The sequence below is a fragment of the Sphaerisporangium rubeum genome (assembly GCF_014207705.1).
Lineage (GTDB): Bacteria > Actinomycetota > Actinomycetes > Streptosporangiales > Streptosporangiaceae > Sphaerisporangium > Sphaerisporangium rubeum.
Genome location: NZ_JACHIU010000001.1, coordinates 3523872 through 3546844 on the forward strand (window position 1 = coordinate 3523872; position 22973 = coordinate 3546844).

At 71.1% G+C, this 22973-nt stretch carries 20 protein-coding genes; 15 read left to right on the top strand and 5 right to left on the bottom strand.

The window, feature by feature from the left end; all coding sequences use genetic code 11:
• Positions 1–5: 5 nt before the first annotated feature.
• Positions 6–2699 (bottom strand): LuxR C-terminal-related transcriptional regulator, encoded by a 2694-nt coding sequence (locus BJ992_RS15200; protein ID WP_184981502.1) that lies wholly within the window; start codon positions 2697–2699, stop codon positions 6–8.
• Between the two features lie 203 nt (positions 2700–2902).
• Between BJ992_RS15200 and BJ992_RS15205 the strand changes: the two genes are divergently transcribed.
• Complete coding sequence (locus BJ992_RS15205; RefSeq protein ID WP_184981504.1) at positions 2903–3871, top strand: YbaK/EbsC family protein; 969 nt, start codon at positions 2903–2905, stop codon at positions 3869–3871.
• A 9-nt stretch (positions 3872–3880) separates the two neighbouring features.
• Here the strand turns inward: BJ992_RS15205 and BJ992_RS15210 are convergent, their stop codons facing one another.
• A complete protein-coding gene (locus BJ992_RS15210) occupies positions 3881–4978 on the bottom strand; it encodes a GNAT family N-acetyltransferase (protein WP_343072670.1) in 1098 nt (365 codons plus the stop codon).
• A 263-nt stretch (positions 4979–5241) separates the two neighbouring features.
• Between BJ992_RS15210 and BJ992_RS15215 the strand changes: the two genes are divergently transcribed.
• From BJ992_RS15215 to dop, 3 genes are all read left to right on the top strand, one after another.
• Positions 5242–6102, top strand: coding sequence for a tRNA (adenine-N1)-methyltransferase (locus BJ992_RS15215; protein ID WP_184981506.1), 861 nt, complete (start codon positions 5242–5244; stop codon positions 6100–6102).
• Between the two features lie 222 nt (positions 6103–6324).
• Positions 6325–8088: a proteasome ATPase gene (gene arc, locus BJ992_RS15220; RefSeq protein WP_184981508.1), complete on the top strand. Its 1764-nt coding sequence runs from the start codon at positions 6325–6327 to the stop codon at positions 8086–8088.
• Between the two features lie 212 nt (positions 8089–8300).
• Complete coding sequence (gene dop, locus BJ992_RS15225) at positions 8301–9818, top strand: depupylase/deamidase Dop (RefSeq protein ID WP_343072671.1); 1518 nt, start codon at positions 8301–8303, stop codon at positions 9816–9818.
• Between the two features lie 167 nt (positions 9819–9985).
• Here dop and BJ992_RS15230 read toward each other — a convergent pair whose 3' ends face one another.
• Positions 9986–10873: a serine/threonine-protein kinase gene (locus BJ992_RS15230; RefSeq protein ID WP_184981510.1), complete on the bottom strand. Its 888-nt coding sequence runs from the start codon at positions 10871–10873 to the stop codon at positions 9986–9988.
• A gap of 123 nt (positions 10874–10996) precedes the next feature.
• A complete protein-coding gene (locus tag BJ992_RS15235; protein ID WP_184981512.1) occupies positions 10997–11410 on the bottom strand; it encodes a hypothetical protein in 414 nt (137 codons plus the stop codon).
• 255 nt (positions 11411–11665) lie between these two features.
• Between BJ992_RS15235 and BJ992_RS15240 the strand changes: the two genes are divergently transcribed.
• The 5 genes from BJ992_RS15240 (at position 11666) to BJ992_RS15260 (ending at position 16768) form a co-directional block, all read left to right on the top strand.
• Positions 11666–11875 (top strand): ubiquitin-like protein Pup, encoded by a 210-nt coding sequence (locus BJ992_RS15240; RefSeq protein WP_184981514.1) that lies wholly within the window; start codon positions 11666–11668, stop codon positions 11873–11875.
• A gap of 621 nt (positions 11876–12496) precedes the next feature.
• On the top strand, positions 12497–13333 hold the full coding sequence (prcB, locus tag BJ992_RS15245; protein ID WP_343072672.1) for a proteasome subunit beta: 837 nt from the start codon (positions 12497–12499) through the stop codon (positions 13331–13333).
• A gap of 39 nt (positions 13334–13372) precedes the next feature.
• Complete coding sequence (gene prcA, locus BJ992_RS15250; protein ID WP_184988144.1) at positions 13373–14149, top strand: proteasome subunit alpha; 777 nt, start codon at positions 13373–13375, stop codon at positions 14147–14149.
• Positions 14150–14210: 61 nt separating this feature from the next.
• A complete protein-coding gene (gene pafA, locus BJ992_RS15255) occupies positions 14211–15569 on the top strand; it encodes a Pup--protein ligase (RefSeq protein WP_184981516.1) in 1359 nt (452 codons plus the stop codon).
• A 251-nt stretch (positions 15570–15820) separates the two neighbouring features.
• Positions 15821–16768 (top strand): FKBP-type peptidyl-prolyl cis-trans isomerase, encoded by a 948-nt coding sequence (locus BJ992_RS15260; RefSeq protein ID WP_184981518.1) that lies wholly within the window; start codon positions 15821–15823, stop codon positions 16766–16768.
• Positions 16769–17248: 480 nt separating this feature from the next.
• On the opposite strand, the gene BJ992_RS15265 is transcribed toward BJ992_RS15260, so the two are convergent.
• On the bottom strand, positions 17249–18319 hold the full coding sequence (locus BJ992_RS15265) for a DUF3866 family protein (protein WP_184981519.1): 1071 nt from the start codon (positions 18317–18319) through the stop codon (positions 17249–17251).
• Positions 18320–18357: 38 nt separating this feature from the next.
• Between BJ992_RS15265 and BJ992_RS15270 the strand changes: the two genes are divergently transcribed.
• The 6 genes from BJ992_RS15270 to BJ992_RS15295 all read left to right on the top strand — a co-directional run bounded on the left by BJ992_RS15270 (position 18358) and on the right by BJ992_RS15295 (position 22957).
• On the top strand, positions 18358–19302 hold the full coding sequence (locus tag BJ992_RS15270) for a helix-turn-helix transcriptional regulator (protein WP_184981521.1): 945 nt from the start codon (positions 18358–18360) through the stop codon (positions 19300–19302).
• 139 nt (positions 19303–19441) lie between these two features.
• A complete protein-coding gene (locus BJ992_RS15275; RefSeq protein ID WP_343072673.1) occupies positions 19442–20404 on the top strand; it encodes a helix-turn-helix transcriptional regulator in 963 nt (320 codons plus the stop codon).
• Between the two features lie 77 nt (positions 20405–20481).
• Positions 20482–20670 (top strand): hypothetical protein, encoded by a 189-nt coding sequence (locus BJ992_RS15280; RefSeq protein WP_184981523.1) that lies wholly within the window; start codon positions 20482–20484, stop codon positions 20668–20670.
• Positions 20671–20735: 65 nt separating this feature from the next.
• Positions 20736–21065, top strand: coding sequence for a Sec-independent protein translocase subunit TatA (tatA, locus tag BJ992_RS15285; RefSeq protein ID WP_184981525.1), 330 nt, complete (start codon positions 20736–20738; stop codon positions 21063–21065).
• Between the two features lie 45 nt (positions 21066–21110).
• Positions 21111–21992: a twin-arginine translocase subunit TatC gene (tatC, locus tag BJ992_RS15290; RefSeq protein ID WP_184981527.1), complete on the top strand. Its 882-nt coding sequence runs from the start codon at positions 21111–21113 to the stop codon at positions 21990–21992.
• Positions 21993–22069: 77 nt separating this feature from the next.
• Positions 22070–22957, top strand: a complete 888-nt coding sequence (locus BJ992_RS15295; protein WP_184981536.1) for a YegS/Rv2252/BmrU family lipid kinase — start codon at positions 22070–22072, stop codon at positions 22955–22957.
• Positions 22958–22973: the final 16 nt, after the last annotated feature.

Genomic DNA, 22973 nt, shown 5'->3' on the forward strand with positions numbered 1-22973 from the left:
CCCGCTCAGCGGCCGGCGGGTCTCCCCGCCGCGCCGGGGAGGTCGAAGAACTGGCGCAGCGCGGTGCGGTCGTTGACGCCGGTGCGGTCGTAGACGGCGCCGAGGTGGTTGGCGACGGTGCGGACGGACAGGAACAGGCGGTCGGCGATGTCGCGGTTGGTGAAGTTCTGCGCGGCGAGCTGCGCCACCTCCAGCTGGCGAGGGGTGAGGTCGGGGGCCGCCAGTCCGCGCAGCGCGGGGGTGCGTGCGCCTTCGCAGCGGTGGGCCAGGGACCAGGCGCGGGTGGTGGCGGCGAGCGCGGCGCGGGTGTGGCCGGCGCGGCGCAGGCGTGCCGCCGCCTGGGCCGCGGCCTCCGCGGCGTGGAGGATCATGCCGAGGTCCTGGAAGCCGGTCGCGACGGCCAGCAGGTCCTCGGCGTCACCGGCGACGACCGCCGCGGCGTGGTCGCGGGCCAGCGTGACACGCGGCCCGTCGTGCAGGGCGGGTAACTCGGCGAGGCGGCCGGCGGCGTGCGCCGCGCCGCCGAGACGCACCGCGTCGTGCAGCGCGACGAACTCGAAGCCGGGGAGCCCCGCCGCGCGGCACTCCTCGGCGAACTCCAGGGCGAGCTCCACGGCGGCCCCCGTCTCGCCGTAGGCGGCGGCGATCCACACCCGGGTCAGCGCCACCCATCGCGTGAACCCGGTCCACGTGGCGCGGTTGCGCGCGAGCGCCTCCTCAAGCGTGCTCTCCGCACCCGAGGCGTCCCCGAGCAGCGCCTGCGCGGACGCGTACGCACCCATGCAGCCGCCGACGGTGGTCGCGGTCGGATGGTGCGCCGCGTCGTGCAGCACCCCGAGCGCCGTCTGCACCTGGCCCCGCGCCGTGGCGAGCTGCCCCTTGGCGAGCGCGAGGCTGCCCTCTCCGAGCGACCACCCCCGCTGCGCCGCCACCGCGGCCTCCATGGACGCGACGGACTCCTCCATGGAGGCGAGGTCCCCGGCGAACAGCGCCGCCATGGCCCACGCCGAGTGCAGCGGGGACACCATGGCCGGCAGCGCGTCCTGCCAGGCCCCGGCGTCGGCCAGCGCCTGGCGGGCCATGGCGATCGCCTCACCGGTACGTCCCGCGTAGCACAGCGCGAGGGCCTGCGACTTCAGGGTCTGCGTGCGGCCGGGACCGTCCGGCGTGTCACGCAGCAACGCCGTGCCGAGGCGCAGCGCCTCACGTGGCCTCGCGGCCCCCGCGGTGAGGTCGAGCCGTCGCGTCGCGATCCGCCGCCGCGCCGCCGGGTCCGCCACCGCCGACTCGGTCCTGTCCAGCAGCTCAAGCGCCTCCCGCAGCCGGTTCATGCCCCAGGCGAGGTTCCCGGCCCGTGCCAGCGCCAGCCGTGTGACCACCGCGGCGTGGCCGCTCTCCAGGCCACCCCGTCCGCCGGCCTCCGGATCGTTCCCACCGGCGCCGGAAGCGCCGAACGCCGCCTCGGCCTCGGTGAGGACGGCGTGCGCCTCGTCGGGGTACTGCGCGTAGTCGAGGACGGTGGCGAGCAGCAGGGCCGCGTCGACGCCGCCGCCGGCGGCCACGGCGGCGCGGCCGAGGCGGATGGCGAGAGGGTAGTCGTGCGCCGACCACGCGAGGCGGCAGGCCGAGATCAGCGGCCCGGGGGAGGCGGCGGCGCCGCTCTCCAGGCGCCACACCGTGAGACGCAGCAGGTCGTCGCCGCGCCGGGTGCCGCCACGCTCCAGCGCGGCGGCGAGCGCGGCGTACCGGTTGCGGCGGCGCAGCGGCGGGCAGGCCGCGCGGGCCACCTCGCCGTACAGAGGGTGGCCGAGCCGCACGGTCATGCGCCTGCCGTCCGGCGACAGGCGCACGAGGCCCCGCCGCTCGGCCTCCTCGACGGCCTCCGGCGGGCACAGGCCGGTCAGCATGGCGAGGCCGATGGGCTCGGCGAACGCGGTCAGCTCCAGCACCGCGCTCGCCTCAGGGGACAGTCCCGCGACCCGCTCACCCACCAGCTCCGACAACCGGGGGGCCAGCGGCGGCTCACCGGTGAGCTGCCACATGCCGCGCACCGGACGCAGCCGGCCGGCGTCGCGGGCCGCGGCGACCAGCTCGTGCAGCAGCAGAGCGTTCCCCTCGGACGCGGTGGCGAGCCGCCGCACCGTGGCGTCGTCGGGCCGGCCGCCGAGCGCGGCGGCGAGGACCGCCGCGATGTCGTCCACGCTCAGCGGCCCGACGTCGGCCCGCGCCGCTCTCCCGTCCCGCCAGAGCGCGGTGACGCCGTCCGGCGCGGTCTCACCGGTGCGCAGGGTCGCGACGATCAGCGCGCCGCCGGTGGCCACCAGGTGGTGGACGGCGGCGGCCGAGGCGCCGTCCAGCAGGTGCGCGTCGTCGACCGCGAGCACCGGCAGCCGGCCGGCCGCGTGGCCGCGCACCGCGTCGGCGGCCCAGCGCAGCGGGTTGAGAAGGCCGTCGGGGGCCTTCGGCGGCAGCAGCCCGGCCAGCGCGCCGTACGGGATGCCGCCGGCCGCGCGGGTGGCCCTGATGGGGATGACGGCGTGCGCGGGGGAGTGGAACGTGCGCAGCACCTCGGCCGCGAGCCTGCTCTTGCCGACCCCGGCGGGCCCGGCGATGACGACGCCGCGCGCCGCGCCGTCGTGCGCCAGCCGCACGAGCCGTGCGAGGTCCTCCTGGCGGCCCGCGAACGGCCAGATCGCCATGGCCGCCTCCCGGGTTCTTCTTGTCCGTGCTCCGGCGGATCGTCTATCGTCCGCCTGTGGAACGCTGGGGAGCCAGATTTCTGGTGGAATGCCCGCGTTGTGGCCGCGAGACCCTGGCGTGCGAGCCGGACGGCCCGCATCGCGCCTTTCTGCCTCCTTCACTCGCCCCGTATTCATTATCGGTCTGCCAGGCCGGAATGCACGTGCTTTTGCTGGCCCCGGAGGAACCGTTCTCTTTCGACGGGGAAGCCGTGGACGGCCCCCCGCGTCCCGCGCGGGTGCTGTGGCCCGAGGCCGGCCGTCCCGCGAGCGGCGAGCCTCCCGGTCACCTGCGCGCGGAGCTGGCGGACGCCAAGGCGTGCGTGCGCGCGGGGGCCCACTCCTCGGCCGTGGTCGCGGTCCGGCGCCTGCTCGAAGGGGTGTGCGCCGACCACGGCGTGACGGCCGTGCCGCTGTCGGCGGCGCTGCGTGAGCTGCGGCGACGGGGGCTGATCGAGGGGAGGCTGCTGGTCTGGGCCGAGGAACTGCGGGTGATCGGCAACCAGGCGGCGCACATCAGGGCCGGCCGGGTGCGCGCCGAGGACGCCGCCGACGCGGTGGTGCTGGCCGAGGCACTGCTCGACTATTTGTACGTCTACACCCCTAAATACCGCGAGCTGCGAAATCGGCGTGCCGCAGCGGGAGATCCGGTCCGCGAGCCGTCACACGTCCGGGTTCCCGACCCTTTGGCCGTGAAGCTGCTCCGTCGTTCCCGTATCACCTTTTATCGGCATAAATACCCCTATGATCCTGCGCAGAGGAAATCCCGCGAGCAAATCGCCGCGGACCTTGGTGTTCCGGCGGAACGCCTGGTCAAAGCCGTGCTCGCGTATGCCGACGGCCACGTCGTGCTGGCCGTGGCCCCGGTGAGCGAGACCGTCGACCTTCAGGCGTTGGCGCGGACCGCCGGCGCCGGCGAGGCCCGCCTGGCCCCGGCCGCCGACCTCAGCCGCCTCGGCACCGGCACCATCAGCCCTCTGGGCCTTCCCCTGCGCGTCCCCGCCTACGTCGCCACGGCCGTCACCTCGCAGCCCACCGTGTATCTGGCCAGCGGCCGGCACGGCCTGGAACTGGAACTCCGGCCGGACGACCTCGTCCGCCTCCTCGGTGCGCGCACCGCCGCCATCACCTGAGGCGGCGGCTCAGGCGGAGCGGACGCGGACCCACTGGTAGTCGTCGTGGCGGGTGCCGTCAGGGCCGGGGAGCAGGGACTTCAGGAGGGCTTCGCGGGTGAAGCCGGCGCGCTCCAGGACGTGGTGGGAGGCGTGGTTGTCCACGGCGGTGCCGGCGACGACGCGGTGGAGCGGGGTGGCGGTGAAGGCCCAGCCGACGAGGAGGGTGACCGCGCGGGTCATGAGGCCGCGGCCGCGGTGCGCCGGAGCCAGGCTGTAGCCGATCATGGCCTGGCCGAGGGCCGGGTTGACCGCCATCAGCTGGATGTGGCCGGCGAAGGCGCCGGTCGCCTCGTCGCGGACGGCCATCTCGGCGCGCTCGCCGGACAGCCACCACGTGGCGGTGTACCGGCAGCGCCGCAGGGTGTCCTCGCGGTCCGGCGGCTCGGGAGGGACGCTGTACTTCAGCACGTCGGGGTCACAGGCCATGGCCTGGAAGTCGTCGGCGTCGCCGAGGGTCAGCGGGGTGAGCCGCACCACGCCGTCGGACAGGAAACCGCCGGGAAGATCGGGCAGGTACGAGATCTGCCGTTCCCCGGGGTCGGTCGCGAGGCGCGCGAAGGCCGCGACGTCGTCGTGCCGGCCCGCGCGGGGGAAGGCGCCGCGCTGCACACCCTCGCGCTCGAAGCCCGCGGCCATCGCCACGCGCTGGCTCGCGGTGTTCTCCAGGTCGGTGACGAGCTCCACCCGGTGCACGCCGTGGCGGAAGGCCCACTCGGTGAGCGCGCGGACCACCGCCGTCGCCACCCCCCGTCCCCGGGCCCACGGCGCCACCAGGTACCCGATCTCGACCGCGCCGCGCGGCCCCGGCGGCTTGAGCGACACCGTGCCGAGCCACGCGTCGTCCCCGGACCCGGCGATGGCGAGGCACAGCCCGCCGCGTTCCCAGTGGCCCGGCACGGTCGCGAGGAAGTCGCGCGCGTCCTGCTCGGTGTACGGCACGGGGATGCGGGGCACGAAGCGCGCGATGCCGGGGTCGGCGCACCCGCGCGCGATGGCGGGGACGTCCGCCTCGGTGAACGGCCGCAGCACCACGTGGCCCGCGGCGATGACTTCTTCGGGGAACACGCCTAACAGCTACCAGCAACGACCCCTGCGAGGCGAACCGTATTCGGTGTCCGGGAACCACGGGGAAGGGGCCCACGTCAAGGCCTTCGTCCCCCAGTCGTCCTGTGGGGTACCCCTGGCGGCCGGCGCGGAGCCGGTACGGAACCGGCGCGGAACCGGTGCGGAACCCGGCACGAAACCTGGCCCGGTATGCGGCTCGGTGTCCGGTTCCGGCCGGCCCCGCGGCGGCACCGGCGGGTCCCCGGCAGATATAGCCTTTCCGCATGGGTTTCCGCAGGCACGGGCCGTTCCTGCCCGGCGATCAGGTCCAGCTCACCGACCCCAAGGACAAACGTCACACGGTGACGTTGAAGGAGGGTGGCGTCTTCCACACCCACAAGGGGTCCATCCCGCACGACGACCTGATCGGAGCGCCGGAGGGCACGGTGGTGCGCTCCTCCGGCGGCACGGCCTACCTCGCCTTCCGTCACCTGCTGCGCGACTACGCGGTGTCGATGCCGCGCGGCGCGGCCGTGGTGTACCCCAAGGACGCGGCGCAGATCGTGGCGATGGCCGACGTGTTCCCCGGCGCGCGGGTCGTGGAGGCCGGGGTGGGTTCCGGTGCGCTCAGCTGCTTCCTGCTGCGCGCGGTGGGACTGGAGGGCAGGCTCACCTCCTACGAGCGGCGTGAGGACTTCGCCGAGGTGGCGCGCAAGAACGTCGAGAAGTTCTACGGTGGGCCCATGCCGCAGTGGCGCGTGGTGGTGGGGGACTTCGTCGCCTCGCTGGACGAGAGCGACGTCGACCGTGTGATCCTCGACATGCTGGCGCCGTGGGAGTGTGTGGACGCCGCGGCCAAGGCACTCACGCCAGGCGGTGTGATCTGCTGTTATGTCGCCACGACCACGCAGTTGTCGCGCACGGTGGAGACGCTCCGCGATCACGGAAGTTTCACCGAGCCGCATTCGTGGGAAACCTTGGTCCGCGACTGGCATGTCGAAGGTCTCGCCGTACGGCCCGACCACCGCATGGTGGGGCACACGGGGTTCCTCGTCACGTCACGTCGCATGGCGGACGGCGTGGCGCCGCCACCGCGGCGCAGGCGTCCGGCCAAGGGTGCATACGGGGAGGAGTCAGGCAGTTGAGTTCCCGTAACCTCTCGTGTCCATTTTGGAATCAACCAAGTGCGAACCTGTGCCGTGGGAACAGACCGGCATGGGTATCTGCTTACTAGCAATGAAGCATCAATAACTCATTAAATGCTGAACACTGGATGTAATGACACGAACACTCCCCGGCCAGGTTACGGATGCCCCCGAGATAGGTAGGGTCTTGAGTAGTCGCCCTCGACTGGGAAGGAGGTGACTGTGGCAGCTCGCGATGACGCTGAGGCAAGAGCCGCACAGCGCGAACGAGAGGTCGCAGACCTCACAACTCAGGTCTCCTTCCTCCAGGAGGAGATCACCGCCTTGCGCCGCAAGCTCGCGGAGTCTCCCCGGCAGGCCAGGGTCCTGGAGGAACGTCTCCATGAGCTGCAGGCCAATCTGGCCGCGGTCACAGGCCAGAACGAACGGCTCGTGGCCACGCTCAAGGAGGCCAGGGACCAGATCGTCGCGCTCAAGGAGGAGGTCGACCGGCTGGCGCAGCCACCGTCCGGCTTCGGTGTCTTCCTCGAAGCGCGCGAGGACGGAACCGTGGAGGTCTTCACCGGAGGCCGCAAGCTGCGTGTCAACGTCAGCCCGGCGGTGGACATCGACTCGCTGAAGCACGGCCAGGAGGTCATGCTCAACGAGGCGCTGAACGTGGTCGAGGCGCTCGGCTACGAGACGGTCGGCGAGATCGTGATGCTCAAGGAGCTCCTTGAGGACGGCCGGCGCGCGCTGGTCATCTCGCACGCCGACGAGGAACGTGTGGTCCGTCTTGCCGAGTCGCTCCTTGACCAGCCCATCAGAGCGGGCGACTCGCTGTTGCTCGAACCCCGGTCGGGATACGTCTACGAGCGCATCCCGAAGTCCGAGGTCGAGGAGCTGGTGCTGGAGGAGGTGCCGGACATCTCGTACGAGGAGATCGGCGGCCTCTCCCGGCAGATCGAGCAGATCAGGGACGCCATCGAGCTGCCCTACCTGCACGCCGACCTGTTCCGCGAGCACAAGCTGCGTCCCCCGAAGGGTGTCCTGCTGTACGGCCCTCCCGGCTGCGGCAAGACGCTCATCGCCAAGGCCGTGGCCAACTCCCTGGCCAAGCAGGTCGCGGAGAAGACCGGTCAGTCCGGCAAGAGCTTCTTCCTGAACATCAAGGGTCCCGAGCTGCTCAACAAGTACGTCGGCGAGACCGAGCGGCACATCCGCCTGGTCTTCCAGCGTGCGAGGGAGAAGGCCTCCGAGGGCACCCCGGTGATCGTGTTCTTCGACGAGATGGACTCGATCTTCCGCACCCGCGGCTCCGGCGTCTCCTCCGACGTCGAGAACACCATCGTCCCTCAGCTGCTGTCGGAGATCGACGGTGTCGAGGGCCTGGAGAACGTCATCGTCATCGGCGCGTCCAACCGCGAGGACATGATCGACCCGGCGATCCTGCGGCCCGGCCGCCTGGACGTCAAGATCAAGATCGAGCGGCCGGACGCCGAGGCGGCCAAGGACATCTTCTCGAAGTACATCACCACCGAGCTGCCGCTCCACGAGGAGGACCTCGGCGAGCACAGCTCCTCGCGTGAGGCGACCGTCGCCGGCATGATCCAGCGGGTCGTGGAGCGCATGTACACCGAGAGCGAGGAGAACCGCTTCCTGGAGGTCACCTACGCCAACGGCGACAAGGAGGTCCTGTACTTCAAGGACTTCAACTCCGGCGCGATGATCCAGAACATCGTCGACCGGGGCAAGAAGATGGCCATCAAGGCGTTCCTGGAGACCGGGCAGAAGGGCCTTCGCATCGCGCACCTGCTCGCCGCGTGCGTCGACGAGTTCAGCGAGAACGAAGACCTTCCGAACACCACGAACCCCGACGACTGGGCCCGCATCTCCGGCAAGAAGGGCGAGCGGATCGTGTACATCCGCACCCTGGTGTCGGGCAAGCAGGGCACCGAAGCCGGGCGGTCCATCGACACGGTCGCCAACACCGGCCAGTACCTCTAGATCGCGACGGAGTGCGTGCGACGGCGTGGTTCCCCCTGGAGCCGCGCCGTCGTTCGTGTCGAAGGACGCGCTCGGGGTACGGCGCCAGAGGGCTCGACAGAGGCGCGCCGACCGGCGGGACCCGCTGTCGGCGCGACGGTCTAGGCTCGGTGGTGACGGACGGCGCGACCGCGGGTCCGGGTGCGACAGAGCACAGATGAAGGGCTGAGAGCGTGACGGTACGGCGGGTGATGGGCATCGAGACCGAGTACGGGATCTCCGTACCGGGGCAGCCTGGCGCGAACGCGATGGTGACCTCCTCACAGGTCGTCAACGCCTACCTCGCGGCCTCGGCGGCACGGGCGCGCCGCGCGCGATGGGACTTCGAGGAGGAGAATCCGCTCCGCGACGCTCGCGGCTTCGACCTGGCCCGTGAGATCGCCGACCCCACCCAGCTCACCGACGAGGACCTCGGGCTGGCCAACGTCATCTTGACCAACGGCGCGCGCCTGTACGTCGACCACGCGCACCCGGAGTACTCCACCCCCGAGTGCACCAACCCGCGTGCGGCGGTCATCTGGGACAAGGCCGGCGAGCGGGTGATGCACGACGCGGCGGTGCGTGCCTCGGCTATGCCGGGGAACGCTCCCATCCAGCTCTACAAGAACAACACCGACAACAAAGGCGCCTCCTACGGCTGCCACGAGAACTACCTGATGCGGCGTGCCACGCCGTTCGCCGACATCGTGCGTCACCTCACGCCGTTCTTCGTGTCCCGCCAGGTGGTGTGCGGCGCGGGCCGGGTCGGCATCGGCCAGGACTCGCGCGGCGAGGGGTTCCAGATCAGCCAGCGCGCCGACTTCTTCGAGGTCGAGGTGGGCCTGGAGACCACGCTCAAGCGGCCCATCATCAACACCCGCGACGAGCCGCACGCCGACCCCGAGAAGTACCGGCGCCTGCACGTCATCATCGGCGACGCCAACATGTCGGAGATCTCGACCTACCTCAAGCTGGGGTCCACGGCCCTCGTGCTCGCCATGATCGAGGACGGCTTCCTCACCGTGGACCTGTCGGTGGAGAGCCCCGTGGCGGCGCTGCGCGCCGTCTCCCACGACCCCACGTGCAAGCACGAAGTGGTGCTGCGCGACGGCCGGCGCATGACGGCCGTCCAGTTGCAGATGGAGTACCTCGAACAGGCGCGCAAGTACGTCGAGGACCGTTTCGGCAGCGCCGTCGACGACATGACCAAGGACGTGCTGAACCGCTGGGAGTCGGTGCTCACCCGTCTCGCCGAGGACCCGATGCAGCTGTCCAGGGAGCTCGACTGGGTGGCCAAACTGGAGCTCCTGGAGGGCTACCGCACCCGGGACGGCCTCCCCTGGTCGCACCCGCGGCTGCAGCTGGTCGACCTCCAGTACTCCGACATCCGTCCCGAGCGCGGCCTGTACAACCGCCTGGTGGCCCGGGACCGCATGCAGCGGCTGGTCTCGGAGGAGGACGTGCAGCGGGCCATCGAGCTGCCGCCGAACGACACCAGGGCCTACTTCCGCGGCCGGTGCCTGCGGCAGTACAGCGAGTCGGTGGCCGCCGCCTCCTGGGACTCGGTGATCTTCGACATCCCCGGCCGCGAGTCGCTGCAGCGGGTCCCCACACTGGAGCCGCTGCGCGGCACCAAGGCCCACGTCGGCGAGCTGCTCGACCGCTGCCGCACCGCCGCCGACCTGGTGGCCGCGCTCACCGGCGACCGCTGACCCTGGACGCCTGGCCCGCCGGACGTCCAGCCTCCGGCGGGGCTGAGCTTCCGGCGGGACGGGGCTTCCGGTGGGGCTGGGCTTCCGGAGTCCGCCGATCCCTCTGAGCCTGCGGTATCCGAACCTTCCGGCGCGACCAGGCGCTTTCCGGGGCCACCTCCGCTGATCTACATTGTAAAGGCGCCGGGTGGGAACAGCCCGCTGCCGGTCAGGCGCATCGGCGGCACGGCGATCCCCTCCTTGCGCAGGATCTCCGACAGCAGCATCGCCGCCTGGTCGCTGGTGAGGCGCTCGGCGGGGTCGGGCCGCAGCAGGCCCTCGATGAGCAGGCGCAGCGCACCGGCGCGGCGGGGAGCGCGGCCTCCTCCACCGGGACCGGAGGTGAGCACGTCGCCGTCCTCCACGGACGGCGGCCTGCCCTCCACCGAGAAGTACAACGTGGCGCCGAACGACCACAGATCGGTCGCGGGGGTCGCGGGACGGCCGCGCAGCCGCTCGGGGGCGATGTAGCCGGGGGAGCCGACGATCGGCGTGGTGTTGGTGTGCGCGGCCTGGTCGTCGCTCTGGAGCACCGCGATGCCGAAGTCGCTGAGCACCACCCGCTCGCCGGTGAGCAGCACGTTGCCGGGCTTGATGTCGCGGTGCAGCACCCCGGCCGCGTGCGCGTGCCGCAGGCCGCTGAGCAGATGGAAGCCGATCCAGGCCGTCCAGTGCACCGGCAGGCGGCCGAGGTGCCAGGCGGTGGCCTGGAGGGTGAGGGCCTCCACCAGCTCCATGACGATCCACAGCCTGCCGTCCTCCTCCAGCAGGTCGTGGACGGTGACGATGGCCGGATGGCTGAGCCGCGCGGCCGAGCGGGCCTCACGCAGCGCGTGGCGGCGCGCCGTGCGGACGTCGCGCTCGTCGTCGCGGCGGGCCGGTCGCAGCTCTTTGATCGCGACGTCGCGGGCCAGGCGTCTGTCGTGCGCGCGCCAGACGATCCCCATGCCTCCCTGCCCCAGCGGCGAGATCAGGCGATAGCGATCGCCGAGCAGCTGCGCGTGGTCCGCTTTCATTTCACCCGTTCACATGTCGGCATCCTGACCTGCCCCCATGACCGCTCCACTTTTCCCCCTGGAGCGGGACGCCTATGGGCGGATCACCACAGAATGCCACATGGCCCGGTATGACGATCTGGTTTATGCCACCTGGATCAGGGCGACGCCGAGGATCAGCGTACCGGCGGCCAGGCTGAGCCCGCCGAGCGCGGTCAGCCAGATCAGCCGGTTCGGCCGGGTGTCGCCGGGCCTGACCACCGACAGGAAGAAGCCGAGCGGCATCAGGATCGGCGCGGCGACGAAGAGGGCGCGCACCAAGGTGGCGGTGCCGGCCGCGAGTCCGGCCTGGTCGACGTAGCCGAGGGCCACGAGCGCGAACAGCACGAGTACGCCGGCGTGCGCGTGGCCGGCCCGCCACAGGCCGCGCCGTACCGGGTTGTCGAGGTAGCCGGGGGTGCGGCGACCGAGGAACGTCAGCAGGGACCCGCCGCCGACGGCGATGGTGGGGACGGTGACGAGCAGCACGCCTGCGGTGGTGAGGGACGCGGGGGACATGATTCCTTCCTTTGTTCGGTAGTGGCACTATCCAATCATTGGATAGCTGTGCTGTCCAGTGGTTCGATAGCGGGGCTCCCCAGTCGCCGGGAATCAAGGCATAAAGCCGGATTTGCTACGCCGTAGAGGGGGGAGGCTGTCTGGCAGGAGACCTCCTCCAGCCGGTCTCGCGTAGATCACCGAACGATCCGCGCGAATTGTCGTCCGGTTCGGGGAAGATATGAGTCAGATGCGTCCCCCAAGCGGAGGTACCACATGGCGACGAAGGACACCGGCGGACAGAAGCACACCAGCCGGCAGGACAGCGAGGTCGAGGAGACCGAGGCGCAGAGCGGTTCCGACGTCCAGGAGCGTCAGGACAAGCTGACCGACGACGTCGACAACATCCTCGACGAGATCGACGAGGTCCTCGAAGAGAACGCCGAGGAGTTCGTCCGTAGCTACGTGCAGAAGGGCGGCGAGTAAGGGGGGAGGTCAGGCTCCGCCCCCGGGCGGCGCGCGCCGCAGCGGCGTCGCCTCACCGGCGGGGCGCGGACGAACGCGACCGGCGTCCGCGTCCCGCATACCGATCGATGACGCCGGTCACCCGGCGGTGACCATGCCACGCACGGGGCCGCACCCCCGGCCGGTGCGCAGGCACGCTCACCGACCCGTTCCCCGGCCCGCGCGCCGTCCCCGGTGCGCAGCGGTTCCCAGCCGTACCCCCAGGCCGCCTATCAGTCCCGTCCCCACCCCCAGACCGCCTTTCAGGCCCGTCCCTACCCTTAGGCCGCTTTCAGGCCCGTGTCGATACCCCTGGGCCGCCTCTTCGGGCCTCGCCACGCGCCTCGGACCGCCTCAGGCCCCGCCGCGCGCCGCTTCCATCGACCACCTGATTCCCGGGACGAGAGACGTGGCCGGTCTCGTCATGTCGTGACAACCCGACAACGCGTCGTCGCTCACCCCGGTACGACCGCATATGGGAAGGATGTGGCCTGATGGGCGAAAGTGGTTCGCGCTGAGCTGATCGTGGGAAGTGCAGACACCACAGCCGCACGAGTAGGGTCGTGGCGTAGGAGTCCTCAGAGGCGTTTGGGAGGGAGTCGCGTGTCAGCACAGCGGGACCGGTCGGACCACTTGTTGTTCCTGGACACGGGATCGACGTCGTTCACCGAGTTCGTCCAGTCCTACGCCCCCGGGCTGTTGCCGGCCAGGTTCGAGGCGGCGGGTCCGATCGGTGACATGATCCCCCACGCGACCACGATCGTCGCGGCGACGTTCGACGGCGGGGTCGTCATGGCCGGCGACCGCCGGGCCACCGCGGGCAACTACATCTCCCAGAAGGACATGGACAAGGTCTTCAGGACCGACGACTACTCCTGCATGGGCATCGCCGGCACCGCGAGCACCGGCATCGAGATGGCCCGGCTGTACTGCGTGGAGCTGGAGCACTACGAGAAGCGCGAGGGCCGCACCCTCTCGGTCGAGGGCAAGGCCAACCGCCTCGCCACCATGATCCGCGGCAACCTCCCGCTGGCGATGCAGGGCATGGTGGTCGTGCCGCTGTTCGCCGCCTACGACATCGACGGCGCCGCCGGCCGCATCTTCTCCTACGACGTCGGCGGCGGCCCCTACGAGCAGAAGCGCTACGCCGCCATCGGCTCGGGCTCCCTGTTCGCGCGTGGCGCGCTGAAGAAGCTGTACCGCGAAGGCGCCACCGCCGACCAGACCGTGCTGGCCTGCGTGCAGGCCCTGTACGACGCCGCCGACGACGACTCCGCGACCGGCGGGCCCGACGTCACCCGCAAGATCTGGCCGCTCGTCGCCGTCATCGACGACGAGGGGTTCCGCCGCCTGTCCGACGCCGAGGTCGAGGGCTACGTGCGCCAGGTGCTCGACGCGCGCATGGAGGACCCCGACGGCCCCACCGCACCGCTGCGCTAGTCACCACCCACGGCCACGAGAGGATCACCACCGGTGTCCATGCCCTTTGGATATGTGTCCCCAGAACAGGAGATGCGGGACAAGGCCGATTTCGCGCGGAAGGGCATCGCGCGCGGCCGCAGCGTCGTGGTGCTGCAGTACGAGAACGGCATCCTGTTCGTCGCGCCGAACGCGTCGCGGGCCCTGCACAAGATCAGCGAGATCTACGACCGCATCGGCTTCGCCGCGGTCGGCAAGTACAACGAGTTCGAGGCGCTGCGCCTCGGCGGCATCCGCTACGCCGACATCAACGGCTACACCTACGACCGCGGCGACGTCACCGCGCGCGGCCTCGCCAACCTCTACGCGCAGTCGCTCGGCATGGTGTTCACCGAGTCGCGCAAGCCGTACGAGGTCGAGCTGGTCGTCGCCGAGGTCGGGGAGGCCAGCTCCGACGACCAGATCTACCGGCTCACCTTCGACGGCTCGGTCACCGACGAGCACGGCTTCGTGGTCATGGGTGGCGTGGCCGACACGGTGGCCGGCCGCCTCAAGGACCGCTACCAGGCCGACATGACCCTGGAGGCGGCCCTGGACGCCGCGCTCGGAGCGCTCACCGAGCCCGGCGGCGAGCGGCCCCCGGTGTCCCAGCTGGAGGTCGCGGTGCTGGACCGCACCCGTGAGCACCGCAAGTTCCTGCGGCTGGCCGGACCGCGCCTGGAGCGCCTGATCGCCGGCGCACCCGCCGCGCCGTCGCTCGGCGGCGAGGAGGCCGACGGCGAGGGGGGCCCCGCGACCGCGCCGGAAGGCGACATCGACACCGGCTCGGGAGAGTGACCTCCTGGAAACGAGGGAAGGATCTCTCCCGTCCGGCGTCGCAGGGGCATAGTGTGATGTGATGGATCGTCGCATATTCGGCTTGGAGAACGAGTACGGCGTCACCTGCACGTTCCGGGGGCAGCGCAGGCTGTCCCCCGACGAGGTGGCGCGGTACCTGTTCCGCAGAGTCGTGTCCTGGGGCCGATCGAGCAACGTCTTCCTTCGCAACGGAGCCCGGCTGTATCTCGACGTGGGCAGCCATCCGGAGTACGCCACCCCCGAGTGTGACAACGTCGTGGAACTCGTCACCCACGACAAGGCGGGGGAGCGCATCCTGGAAGGTCTCCTCGTGGACGCCGAGAAACGTCTGCGCGAGGAAGGCATCGCCGGAGACATCTACCTCTTCAAGAACAACACCGACTCGGCGGGCAACTCCTACGGCTGCCACGAGAACTACCTCGTGGGCCGGCACGGGGAGTTCGGGAGGCTCGCCGACGTCCTGATCCCGTTCCTGGTGACGCGGCAGATCATCTGCGGGGCCGGCAAGGTGCTGCAGACGCCGCGCGGTGCGGTGTACTGCGTGTCCCAGCGAGCCGAGCACATCTGGGAAGGCGTCTCCAGCGCCACCACCCGGTCCCGGCCGATCATCAACACCCGCGACGAGCCGCACGCCGACGCCGAGCGGTTCCGCCGCCTGCACGTCATCGTCGGCGACTCCAACATGAGCGAGGCCACCATGCTGCTCAAGGTCGGCGCCACCGACCTCGTGCTGCGCATGGTCGAGGCCGGCACCGTGATGCGCGACCTCAGCCTGGAGAACCCCATCAGGGCGATCCGTGAGGTGTCCCACGACATGACGGGCCGCCGGCGCGTGCGCCTCGCCAACGGACGCGAGGCGTCGTCCCTGGAGATCCAGCAGGAGTACCTGTCCAAGGCCCGCGACTTCGTGGACCGCCGCGGCGGTGACGCCATCACCCGGCGGGTCCTTGAGCTGTGGGAGCGCACCCTGCGTGCCGTCGAGACCGGCGACCTCGACCTCGTGGCCCGCGAGATCGACTGGGTGACCAAGTTCCAGCTCATCGAGCGCTACCGCGAGAAGTACGATCTGCCGCTCTCCTCGCCGCGCATCGCACAGCTCGACCTCGCCTACCACGACGTCCACCGCAAGCGGGGGCTGTTCTACCTGTTGCAGCGGCGCGGCGCCGTGGAGCGCGTGGCGTCCGACCTGAAGATCTTCGAGGCCAAGTCCGTGCCGCCGCAGACCACCAGGGCCCGGCTGCGCGGCGAGTTCATCCGCAAGGCCCAGGAGAAACGGCGCGACTTCACCGTCGACTGGGTGCACCTGAAGCTCAACGACCAGGCACAGCGCACGGTGCTGTGCAAGGACCCGTTCCGCAGCGTGGACGAGCGGGTGGACAAACTCATCGCCGGCATGTGAGCCCGCGGCCCCGCCTGCGCGCGTACGGTGAAATTTTCACCCGCGCGCCGGTGGGGCCTACGGCTGCCTGTGGTCGTCGGCAGGGCCTTTGACCTGCGACGACGTCTCCGTGGGTCACCAGGTGGCGGCGGCGGCGTCCGGCCAGGGAAAGGCGAGGTCAGGCTTCGGCAAGCGCACTCGCCGTGACGGTCTTGGCGGCCACGGCGGTCAGGTAATGTGACGCGGACGTGTCGTCTTCCCGAGGGATCCCCATGCGCCGACTGGCCGTTCTCGCCGCCGCAGTGCCATTGCTGTTCGCCGTCGCCTGCGGGTCCGGTGGCGGCACGGCGGCCAAGCCGACCACGCCGGCGTCCGGCGTGAAGGTCGCGGGGGACTTCGGCAAGAAGCCGCAGGTGACGTTCCCCACCGGCAAGCCCCCGGTGTCCTCCTCCGTCGAGACGATCAAGGAAGGGCAGGGCGATCTCGTCAAGGACGGCGACTCGGTCGTCACCAACCTGACCGCCTGGAACTGGGACGGCAAGCAGAACGCCGCCACCGGGTCCACCTACGACGACGGCGCGCCGCAGCTCATCAAGGTCGACAAGAAGCTCCCCGCGGTGATCCACAAGGCGTTCCAGGACGCCAAGCCCGGCGGCCGTTTCCTCGCCGTCGTCGCCAAGGACAGCCTCACCCCCGAGCAGGCCGCGCAGGCCCAGTCCCAGGGTGCCGACACCTCCGCCGCCAGCGTCTTCGTCGTGGACGTCGTCGGCGTCCCCACCGCCAAGGCGGCCCAGGGCCAGGCCACCGACCCCGCACTCGCCGGTGTGAAACTGGAGAACCCCGGCGGCGACAAGGCCCCCACTCTCACCACCAAGACCTCCCTGCCGGCCCCCAAGGAGCTCGTCAGCAAGGTCGTCATCAAGGGCACCGGCCCCGTCGTCAAGGCCGGCCAGACCATCCTCGTCCAGTACACCGGCAAGATCTGGGGCACCGACCTCCAGTTCGACAGCTCCTGGGAACGCGGCGAGCCCGTGATGTTCCCCATCGGCGAGAGCAAGGTCATCAAGGGCTGGGACCAAACCCTGGTCGGCTCCACCGTAGGCAGCCGCATCCTCGTCACCATCCCCCCGGAACTCGGCTACGGCAAGAACGGCTCCGGCGACAAGATCAAGGGCACCGACACCCTCGTCTTCGTCATCGACGTCCTCGGCGTCTACTGACCCCGGCCCCCAGGCCCGACCCACGAGCAACCCCGGCCGACCCCCACGTAAGATCACCCGGCCGACCCCGCCGACGAGAGCCGGCCGTTCTCGCTCACGAGCAAGAGCCGGCCGTTCTCGCTCACGAGTGAGAGCCGGCCGTTCTCGCTCACGAGTGAGAGCCGGCCGACCCGCCGGAGAAGAGACACTTCCTCCCGGCCTTGGGGTGACGAGGATCGGCGCCGCGGCGGTGGGGTCCACGTGCGGTGAATCCGGCGCCTGGTACGGCGGCCCGCCGTCGTCGTGTGAGTGGAGGGTCCAGCCACCGGGTCCGTGGAGCCGGTCGTCTCGGTCTGCGAGGCAGGCACTTTCTCCGGGGAGGCTGGTACTTCTTCCCGGCCTGGGTTCGACGAGAGTCGGCGCCGCGGCGGTGGGGTCCACGTGCGGTGAATCCGGTGCCTGGTACGGCGGCCCGCGCTCGGGAGCGCGGTGCCGTCGGGATCATGTGGTCAGGAGGGTCGCGGTGTGGCGGCCGGCGGCGGCTGCTGTGAGGAAGGAGGCGGGGTCCTCCTTGAGGCCGCGGCCCATCGTGGAGAGGCGGACGGGGGAGTGCTCCAGGGCCTCGTAGAGGCCGGTCACGGGGACATGTACCAGTTCGTGGCGGGAGGACAGGGTAGCGGCGGCGGTGCTCACCTGTTGGCCGAAGGGGCCGGGGAGGTCGGGGACGACCACTTGGGCTCGGGCCAGGGCCACGCGGCCGTAGGCGGTCAGGGAGTGGTGGGAGACGCCTCGGTGGCGGTCTCTGGCGTCTCCTTCGCTGACGCGCAGGGACGCCACGGGGCGGCCGGAGAGCACGGAGGCGGCGTTGACGGCCTCACCGGCGGAGACGCCGGAGAAACCCCACCGGGTGCCGGTCCCGAGGTTCCCGGGGCCCTGGGCCACGACGGCGACGTCGGCGGACAGCACGTGGCGGGCCGCCAGGAGGCCGGTGTGGAGGGTCACGGCCTCCACGTCGCCGCCGAAGGCCTGGCCGGTGGTCACCACGCCGCAGAGCCAGCCGATCTCCCGCAGCCGGGCCGCCGACATGGAGAACCACGCCGGTAGCGCGCCGCCGTCGGTCATCACGTACGCCACGCGGACCCCGGGCCGGGCCGCGAACAGGCCGCACAGGACGGCCGGCAGCGCCGAGTGCAGGTCGGCGACCACGACCGGCATGCCGGACACCGAGTCGGCGTCACGCAGCACGTCGTGATGAGGCGACCCCTGCTCGTCCGCCCCCTGCACCGTCGCCTGCAGCGGCGTGTACCGCGCCTTGACCAGGTGGCCGGGACCGGATGGATCTTCCGGCAAACGGTCCGGAATCGCCACGACCATGGCGTACCCTCCCGTACCAAGGCCCATGGCGAGCGCGGTCGTGTTGAGCAGCACCGTGTCGCCGGGCTCGGGACGGCCCACCAGAGGGGGGTAGGCCAGTGCCCGGCAGTTCCCCTCCGGAAGCGTCACGTCCAGTTCCACCGCGCCCGGCCACTCGCGCCGGACCGCGGCCACCTCACCCTTGCGCCATCTGATCACGCCGGAAAGGGTAGCGTTTCCCCGGGAAAGGAGGCCCGATGTCCCGCCGGAAGACCGAGCGGCTGCTGAACCTCGTCATCTGCCTGCTCGCCACCCGGCGCCCGCTCAGCGCCGAGCAGATCCGTCATGCCGTCCCCGGCTACGACTCCGGCAACGACGAGGCCTTCCAGCGCATGTTCGAGCGCGACAAGAACGAATTGCGTGAGATCGGCATCCCGATCGAGGTGCACCGCGACCCCTGGGAGGACGAGCCGGGGTACCGCATCGTGCGCCAGTCGTACGAGCTGCCCGAGATCACCCTGGAGCCGGACGAGGCCGCGGTGCTGGGCCTGGCGGCGCAGGTGTGGCAGCGCGCCAACCTGGCCGAGGCCGCGAGCGGCGCGCTGCTGAAGCTGCGCGCGGCCGGGGTGCAGACCGACGAGGAGTCCGCGGGCCCGCTGGAGCTGCGGGTCGACACCCGCGACCCGGCGTTCCCCGCGCTGTGGGAGGCGGTGCGCGACCGCAGGGCCGTCAGGTTCGACTACCGCACGGCCGGCAGCGAGGTCGTGCTGACCCGCACCGTGGAGCCGTGGGGTGTGGTCAGCCGCCGGGGCCGCTGGTACGTCGTCGGCCACGACCACGAGCGGAACGCGCCACGGGTGTTCCGGCTGAGCCGCGTCTGCGGTCCCGTCACCCCGGTCGGCCGTCCCGGCGTGGTGTCGGTGCCGCCGGGTGTGGACATCCGCTCCATGGTCGGCCACCGCGACAGCCTCCTGCCCGAGCGCAGGGCCACCGTGATGGTGCGTGAGGGCACCTGCCAGTGGCTGCGCCAGGCGGGGGAGGTCACCCCCGGCAAGGAAGGCTGGGACGTCGTCACGCTCGACTTCACCGACGCCGACTGGCTGGCCGGTTCGGTGGTCGGCTTCGGCGCCGACGCCGAGATCGTCGATCCCCCGGACGCGCGCGAGGCCGTGATCCGCCGCCTGAAGGGAGCCATGGCGTGACCGAACGCCGGTCAGATCCGGCCATCAGGCGGCGTGTGGCCGTCCGGCGGCAAGGCGCCGGAGCAGCCGCTTGCCGTGAAGCCGGTGGGGCCGTGCGGCGAGTGGTCCGGTGCGTGCGCCGCCGGGGGAGGGGACGCACGTGAGCACCGCCGACCGGCTGCCGCGCCTGCTGGCGCTGGTGCCGTACCTCATGTCGCATCCGGGTGCGCAGGTCCCCGAGGTGGCCAAGCTGTTCGGCCTCACCGAGAAGCAGCTCGTCGACGACCTGCAACTGGTGTGGATGTGCGGGCTGCCCGGCCACACCCCCGGCGACCTGATCGACGTGTCGTGGGACGGCGGCGAGATCCTGATCGACAACGCCGAGACCATCGCGCGGCCGCTGCGCCTCGGCGTGGACGAGGCCAGCGCGCTCCTGGTGGCGCTACGCATGCTGTCGGAGCTGCCGGAGTTCGCCGAGGGTGACGCGCTGTCGCGCGTGATCGCCAAGCTGGAGCGCGCGGCCGGCGAAGGCGCGGCGGCGGTGAGCAGCCAGGTCGCGTTCACCCCTGACGCCACCGTGGACGCCGCCGCGGCGGCGACGGTCACCGACGCGCTGCGCAAGGGCCGCCGTCTCTCGCTGCGCTACTACGTGCCGGGCCGCGACGAGATCACTCCGCGTGAGGTCGACCCCACCCGGCTGGTGATGGTCGACGGCCGCTCCTACCTGGAGGGGTGGTGCTACCGGGCTGACGGCATGCGGCTGTTCCGGCTCGACCGCGTGATCGGTGTGACGATGCTGGAGGTCGAGGCCGACCCTCCCGCGGACGCCGGGCCGATCGACGTCACCGACGGCGTCTTCCGGCCGTCCCCCACCGACGAGCTGGTGGAGCTGGAGCTCACCCCGGGGGGCCGCTGGGTCGCCGAGTACTACCCCTGCGAAGAGGTCTCCGAGCTCGGCGAGGGCCGCCTGCGGGTCACGCTGCGGGCCCGCGACCAGGGCTGGCTGGTACGGCTGGCGCTGCGCCTCGGTGACACCGGCCGCGTGGTTTCCCCGGCGTCCCTGGCCGCGCGCGTGCGTGAGCACGCCAAGGCCGCGCTGTCCCGCTACGAGTCCACCGGCTGACCCGGGCCGGCGCGATGTCCGGTTCTCATCGGGCTTGCGGCGCGACGCCACGCGGCGGTTCGGTACAGTGCCGGGTCATGACCTGGATCTACGGCGCGGTGGCGCTCGGGGTCGCCGGCCTGGTGCCGCTGGTGGTCCTCACGGCCCGCCTGGCGGTGTCGGCCCGGCGGCTGGCGGGTGAAATCGAGCGGGCCACCGCTCTTCTCGCCCCTGTACGGGAACGTCTCAGCACGGCGAACGTCACTTCAGGACGGCAGGAGGGGTGAAGTAACTGGCCAGGGGAGCGTACGATCGGTGCTGAGACGCACGTCGCCCGCCTTAAGGAAGTGTCATGCCCAGTCTTGGTCCCATGGAATGGATCCTCATTCTGCTGGTCCTCATCCTCCTGTTCGGCGCCAAGAAGCTGCCGGACACCGCCAAGGCGCTCGGCCAGTCTCTCCGTCTGTTCAAGAAGGAGACGACCAAGCTGAACGACGAGGACGAGGCCAAGCCCGCTCCGGCCCCGGCGCAGACGACCGTTCAGCAGCAGCCGTCGCTCCCGCCGGCCGGCCCTTCCGTCGAGGAGCGCCTGCGCACCCTTGAGGAGGAGAACGCGCGCCTGCGCGCCACCACGGCCCCGGCTCCGGCGGCCCCGGCACCGAAGGACCAGGGCTCCGCCTGATCCAGCAGCCCCCCTTCCGACCGCTCGCGAGATCAGGACGCCACCATGGCACTGCTGAAACGGTCACGACCAGCCGATGACGGCCAGGCCACCCCACCTGACGCCGACGGCCGCATGCCCTTGATGGAGCATCTGCGCGAACTGCGCAACCGGCTCGCCAAGGCCGTCCTCGGCCTGGTCCTCGGCACCGTCGTGGGCTTCCTGTTCTTCGACCGCCTGTGGACCTTCATGACCGGCCCCTACTGCCGGCTGCCCGAGGCCCACAAGCTCAAGGAGGGGGAGTGCACCCTGGTGGTCCAGGGTGTCTTCGAGGGGTTCATGGTGAACCTCCAGGTCGCCCTCATGTTCGGCGCGGTCGTCTCGGCACCGGTCTGGCTGTACCAGCTGTGGGCCTTCGTGACCCCGGGCCTGTACCGCAACGAGCGGCGTTACTCGCTGAGTTTCCTCGGCCTGTCGGTGCCGCTGTTCGTCGCCGGCGCGGCCCTGGCGTACTACACGATGGACAAGGGCCTGGCTCTGCTGCTCGGTTTCGCGCCGGGCAACGTCATCCCGCTGATCAGCATGGACCAGTACGTCGGGTTCCTGATGGCGATGCTCGTGATCTTCGGGTTGTCGTTCGAGCTGCCGCTGCTGCTGGTGTTCCTGAACCTCGTCGGGGTGCTCCGCTACCAGATGGTCAAGAAGCACCAGCGCCTGGTGATCTTCCTGATGTTCGTGTTCGCCGCGGTGGCCACCCCCAGCCAGGACCCGGTGACCATGCTGGCGCTCGCGCTGCCCATGGTCGGCATGTTCCTGATCGCCGAGGTCGTCATGATGGCGCACGACCGCAAGGCCGACCGCCTGGAGGCCGAGCGGCAGCGCCTGCTGGACGAGGAGCTCGACGGCCCGGCCGGTTCCGAGGTCTCGACCACCCCCGGCGCCGACTGATTCACGGCCACCTCCGGTCACTTTTGACTCGGTGGTAACGCTGGATTTGACCGGCTTGGCTGGATATGTTCGGCGTTGTGGCTGGTGAGCTGGTCGTCCTGGTGAATCCCGCGGCACGTGGCGGCCGCACGCTCCGCATGCTCGACCCGGTGGTGCGCCGCCTGCGCGAGGGAGAGCGGCCGGTCTCGGTCATCATGGGGACCACCCCCGAGGACGCGCTCGAACGTGCCTGCATGGCCGTCGCCGAGGAACCGGAGGCCCTGGTCGCGTTCGGCGGCGACGGACTGGTCCACCTGGCGCTCCAGGCCGTGGCGGGGACCGACGTGCCGCTCGGCATCATCCCGGCCGGCACCGGCAACGACATCGCCGACGCGCTCGGCATCCCCAAGCAGGACCCGGTGGCCGCCGCCGGCATCGTGGCCGCCGGGGTCGTACGCGACGTGGACGCGGGCCGCGTCGGCGGTGAGGAGTGGTTCGCCGGCGTGATGGCCTGCGGTTTCGACTCCCGTGTCAACGAGCGGGCCAACCGGATGACCCGGCCCCCCGGCATGGCCAGGTATCTGCTCGCCATGGTCCAGGAGTTGCGCGAGTTCCGGCCGCTGCCGTTCCGGATCACCGTGGACGGCGAGACGCGGGAGTTCGGCGGCATGCTGGTGGCCGTCGCCAACACCCGTTCCTACGGCGCCGGCATGCGGGTCTGCCCGCACGCCAGGCCCGACGACGGGCTGCTGGACGTGACCATCGTCGAGGAGATGTCCACCGCGGCCTTCCTGCGGATCTTCCCCAGTGTGTACCGCGGCGGTCACCTCGGCCGTCCCGGCGTCGTGACCCTGCGCGGCAAGGAGATCACCGTGGCGGCGCCAGGCGTGGTGGCGTACGCCGACGGCGAGCGCCTCGGGCCGCTGCCGCTCACCTGCGCGGTGCACCCCGGAGCGCTGCGGGTACTGGCCCCCGCGGGGTTCTGAGCGCCGGGGCAGGATG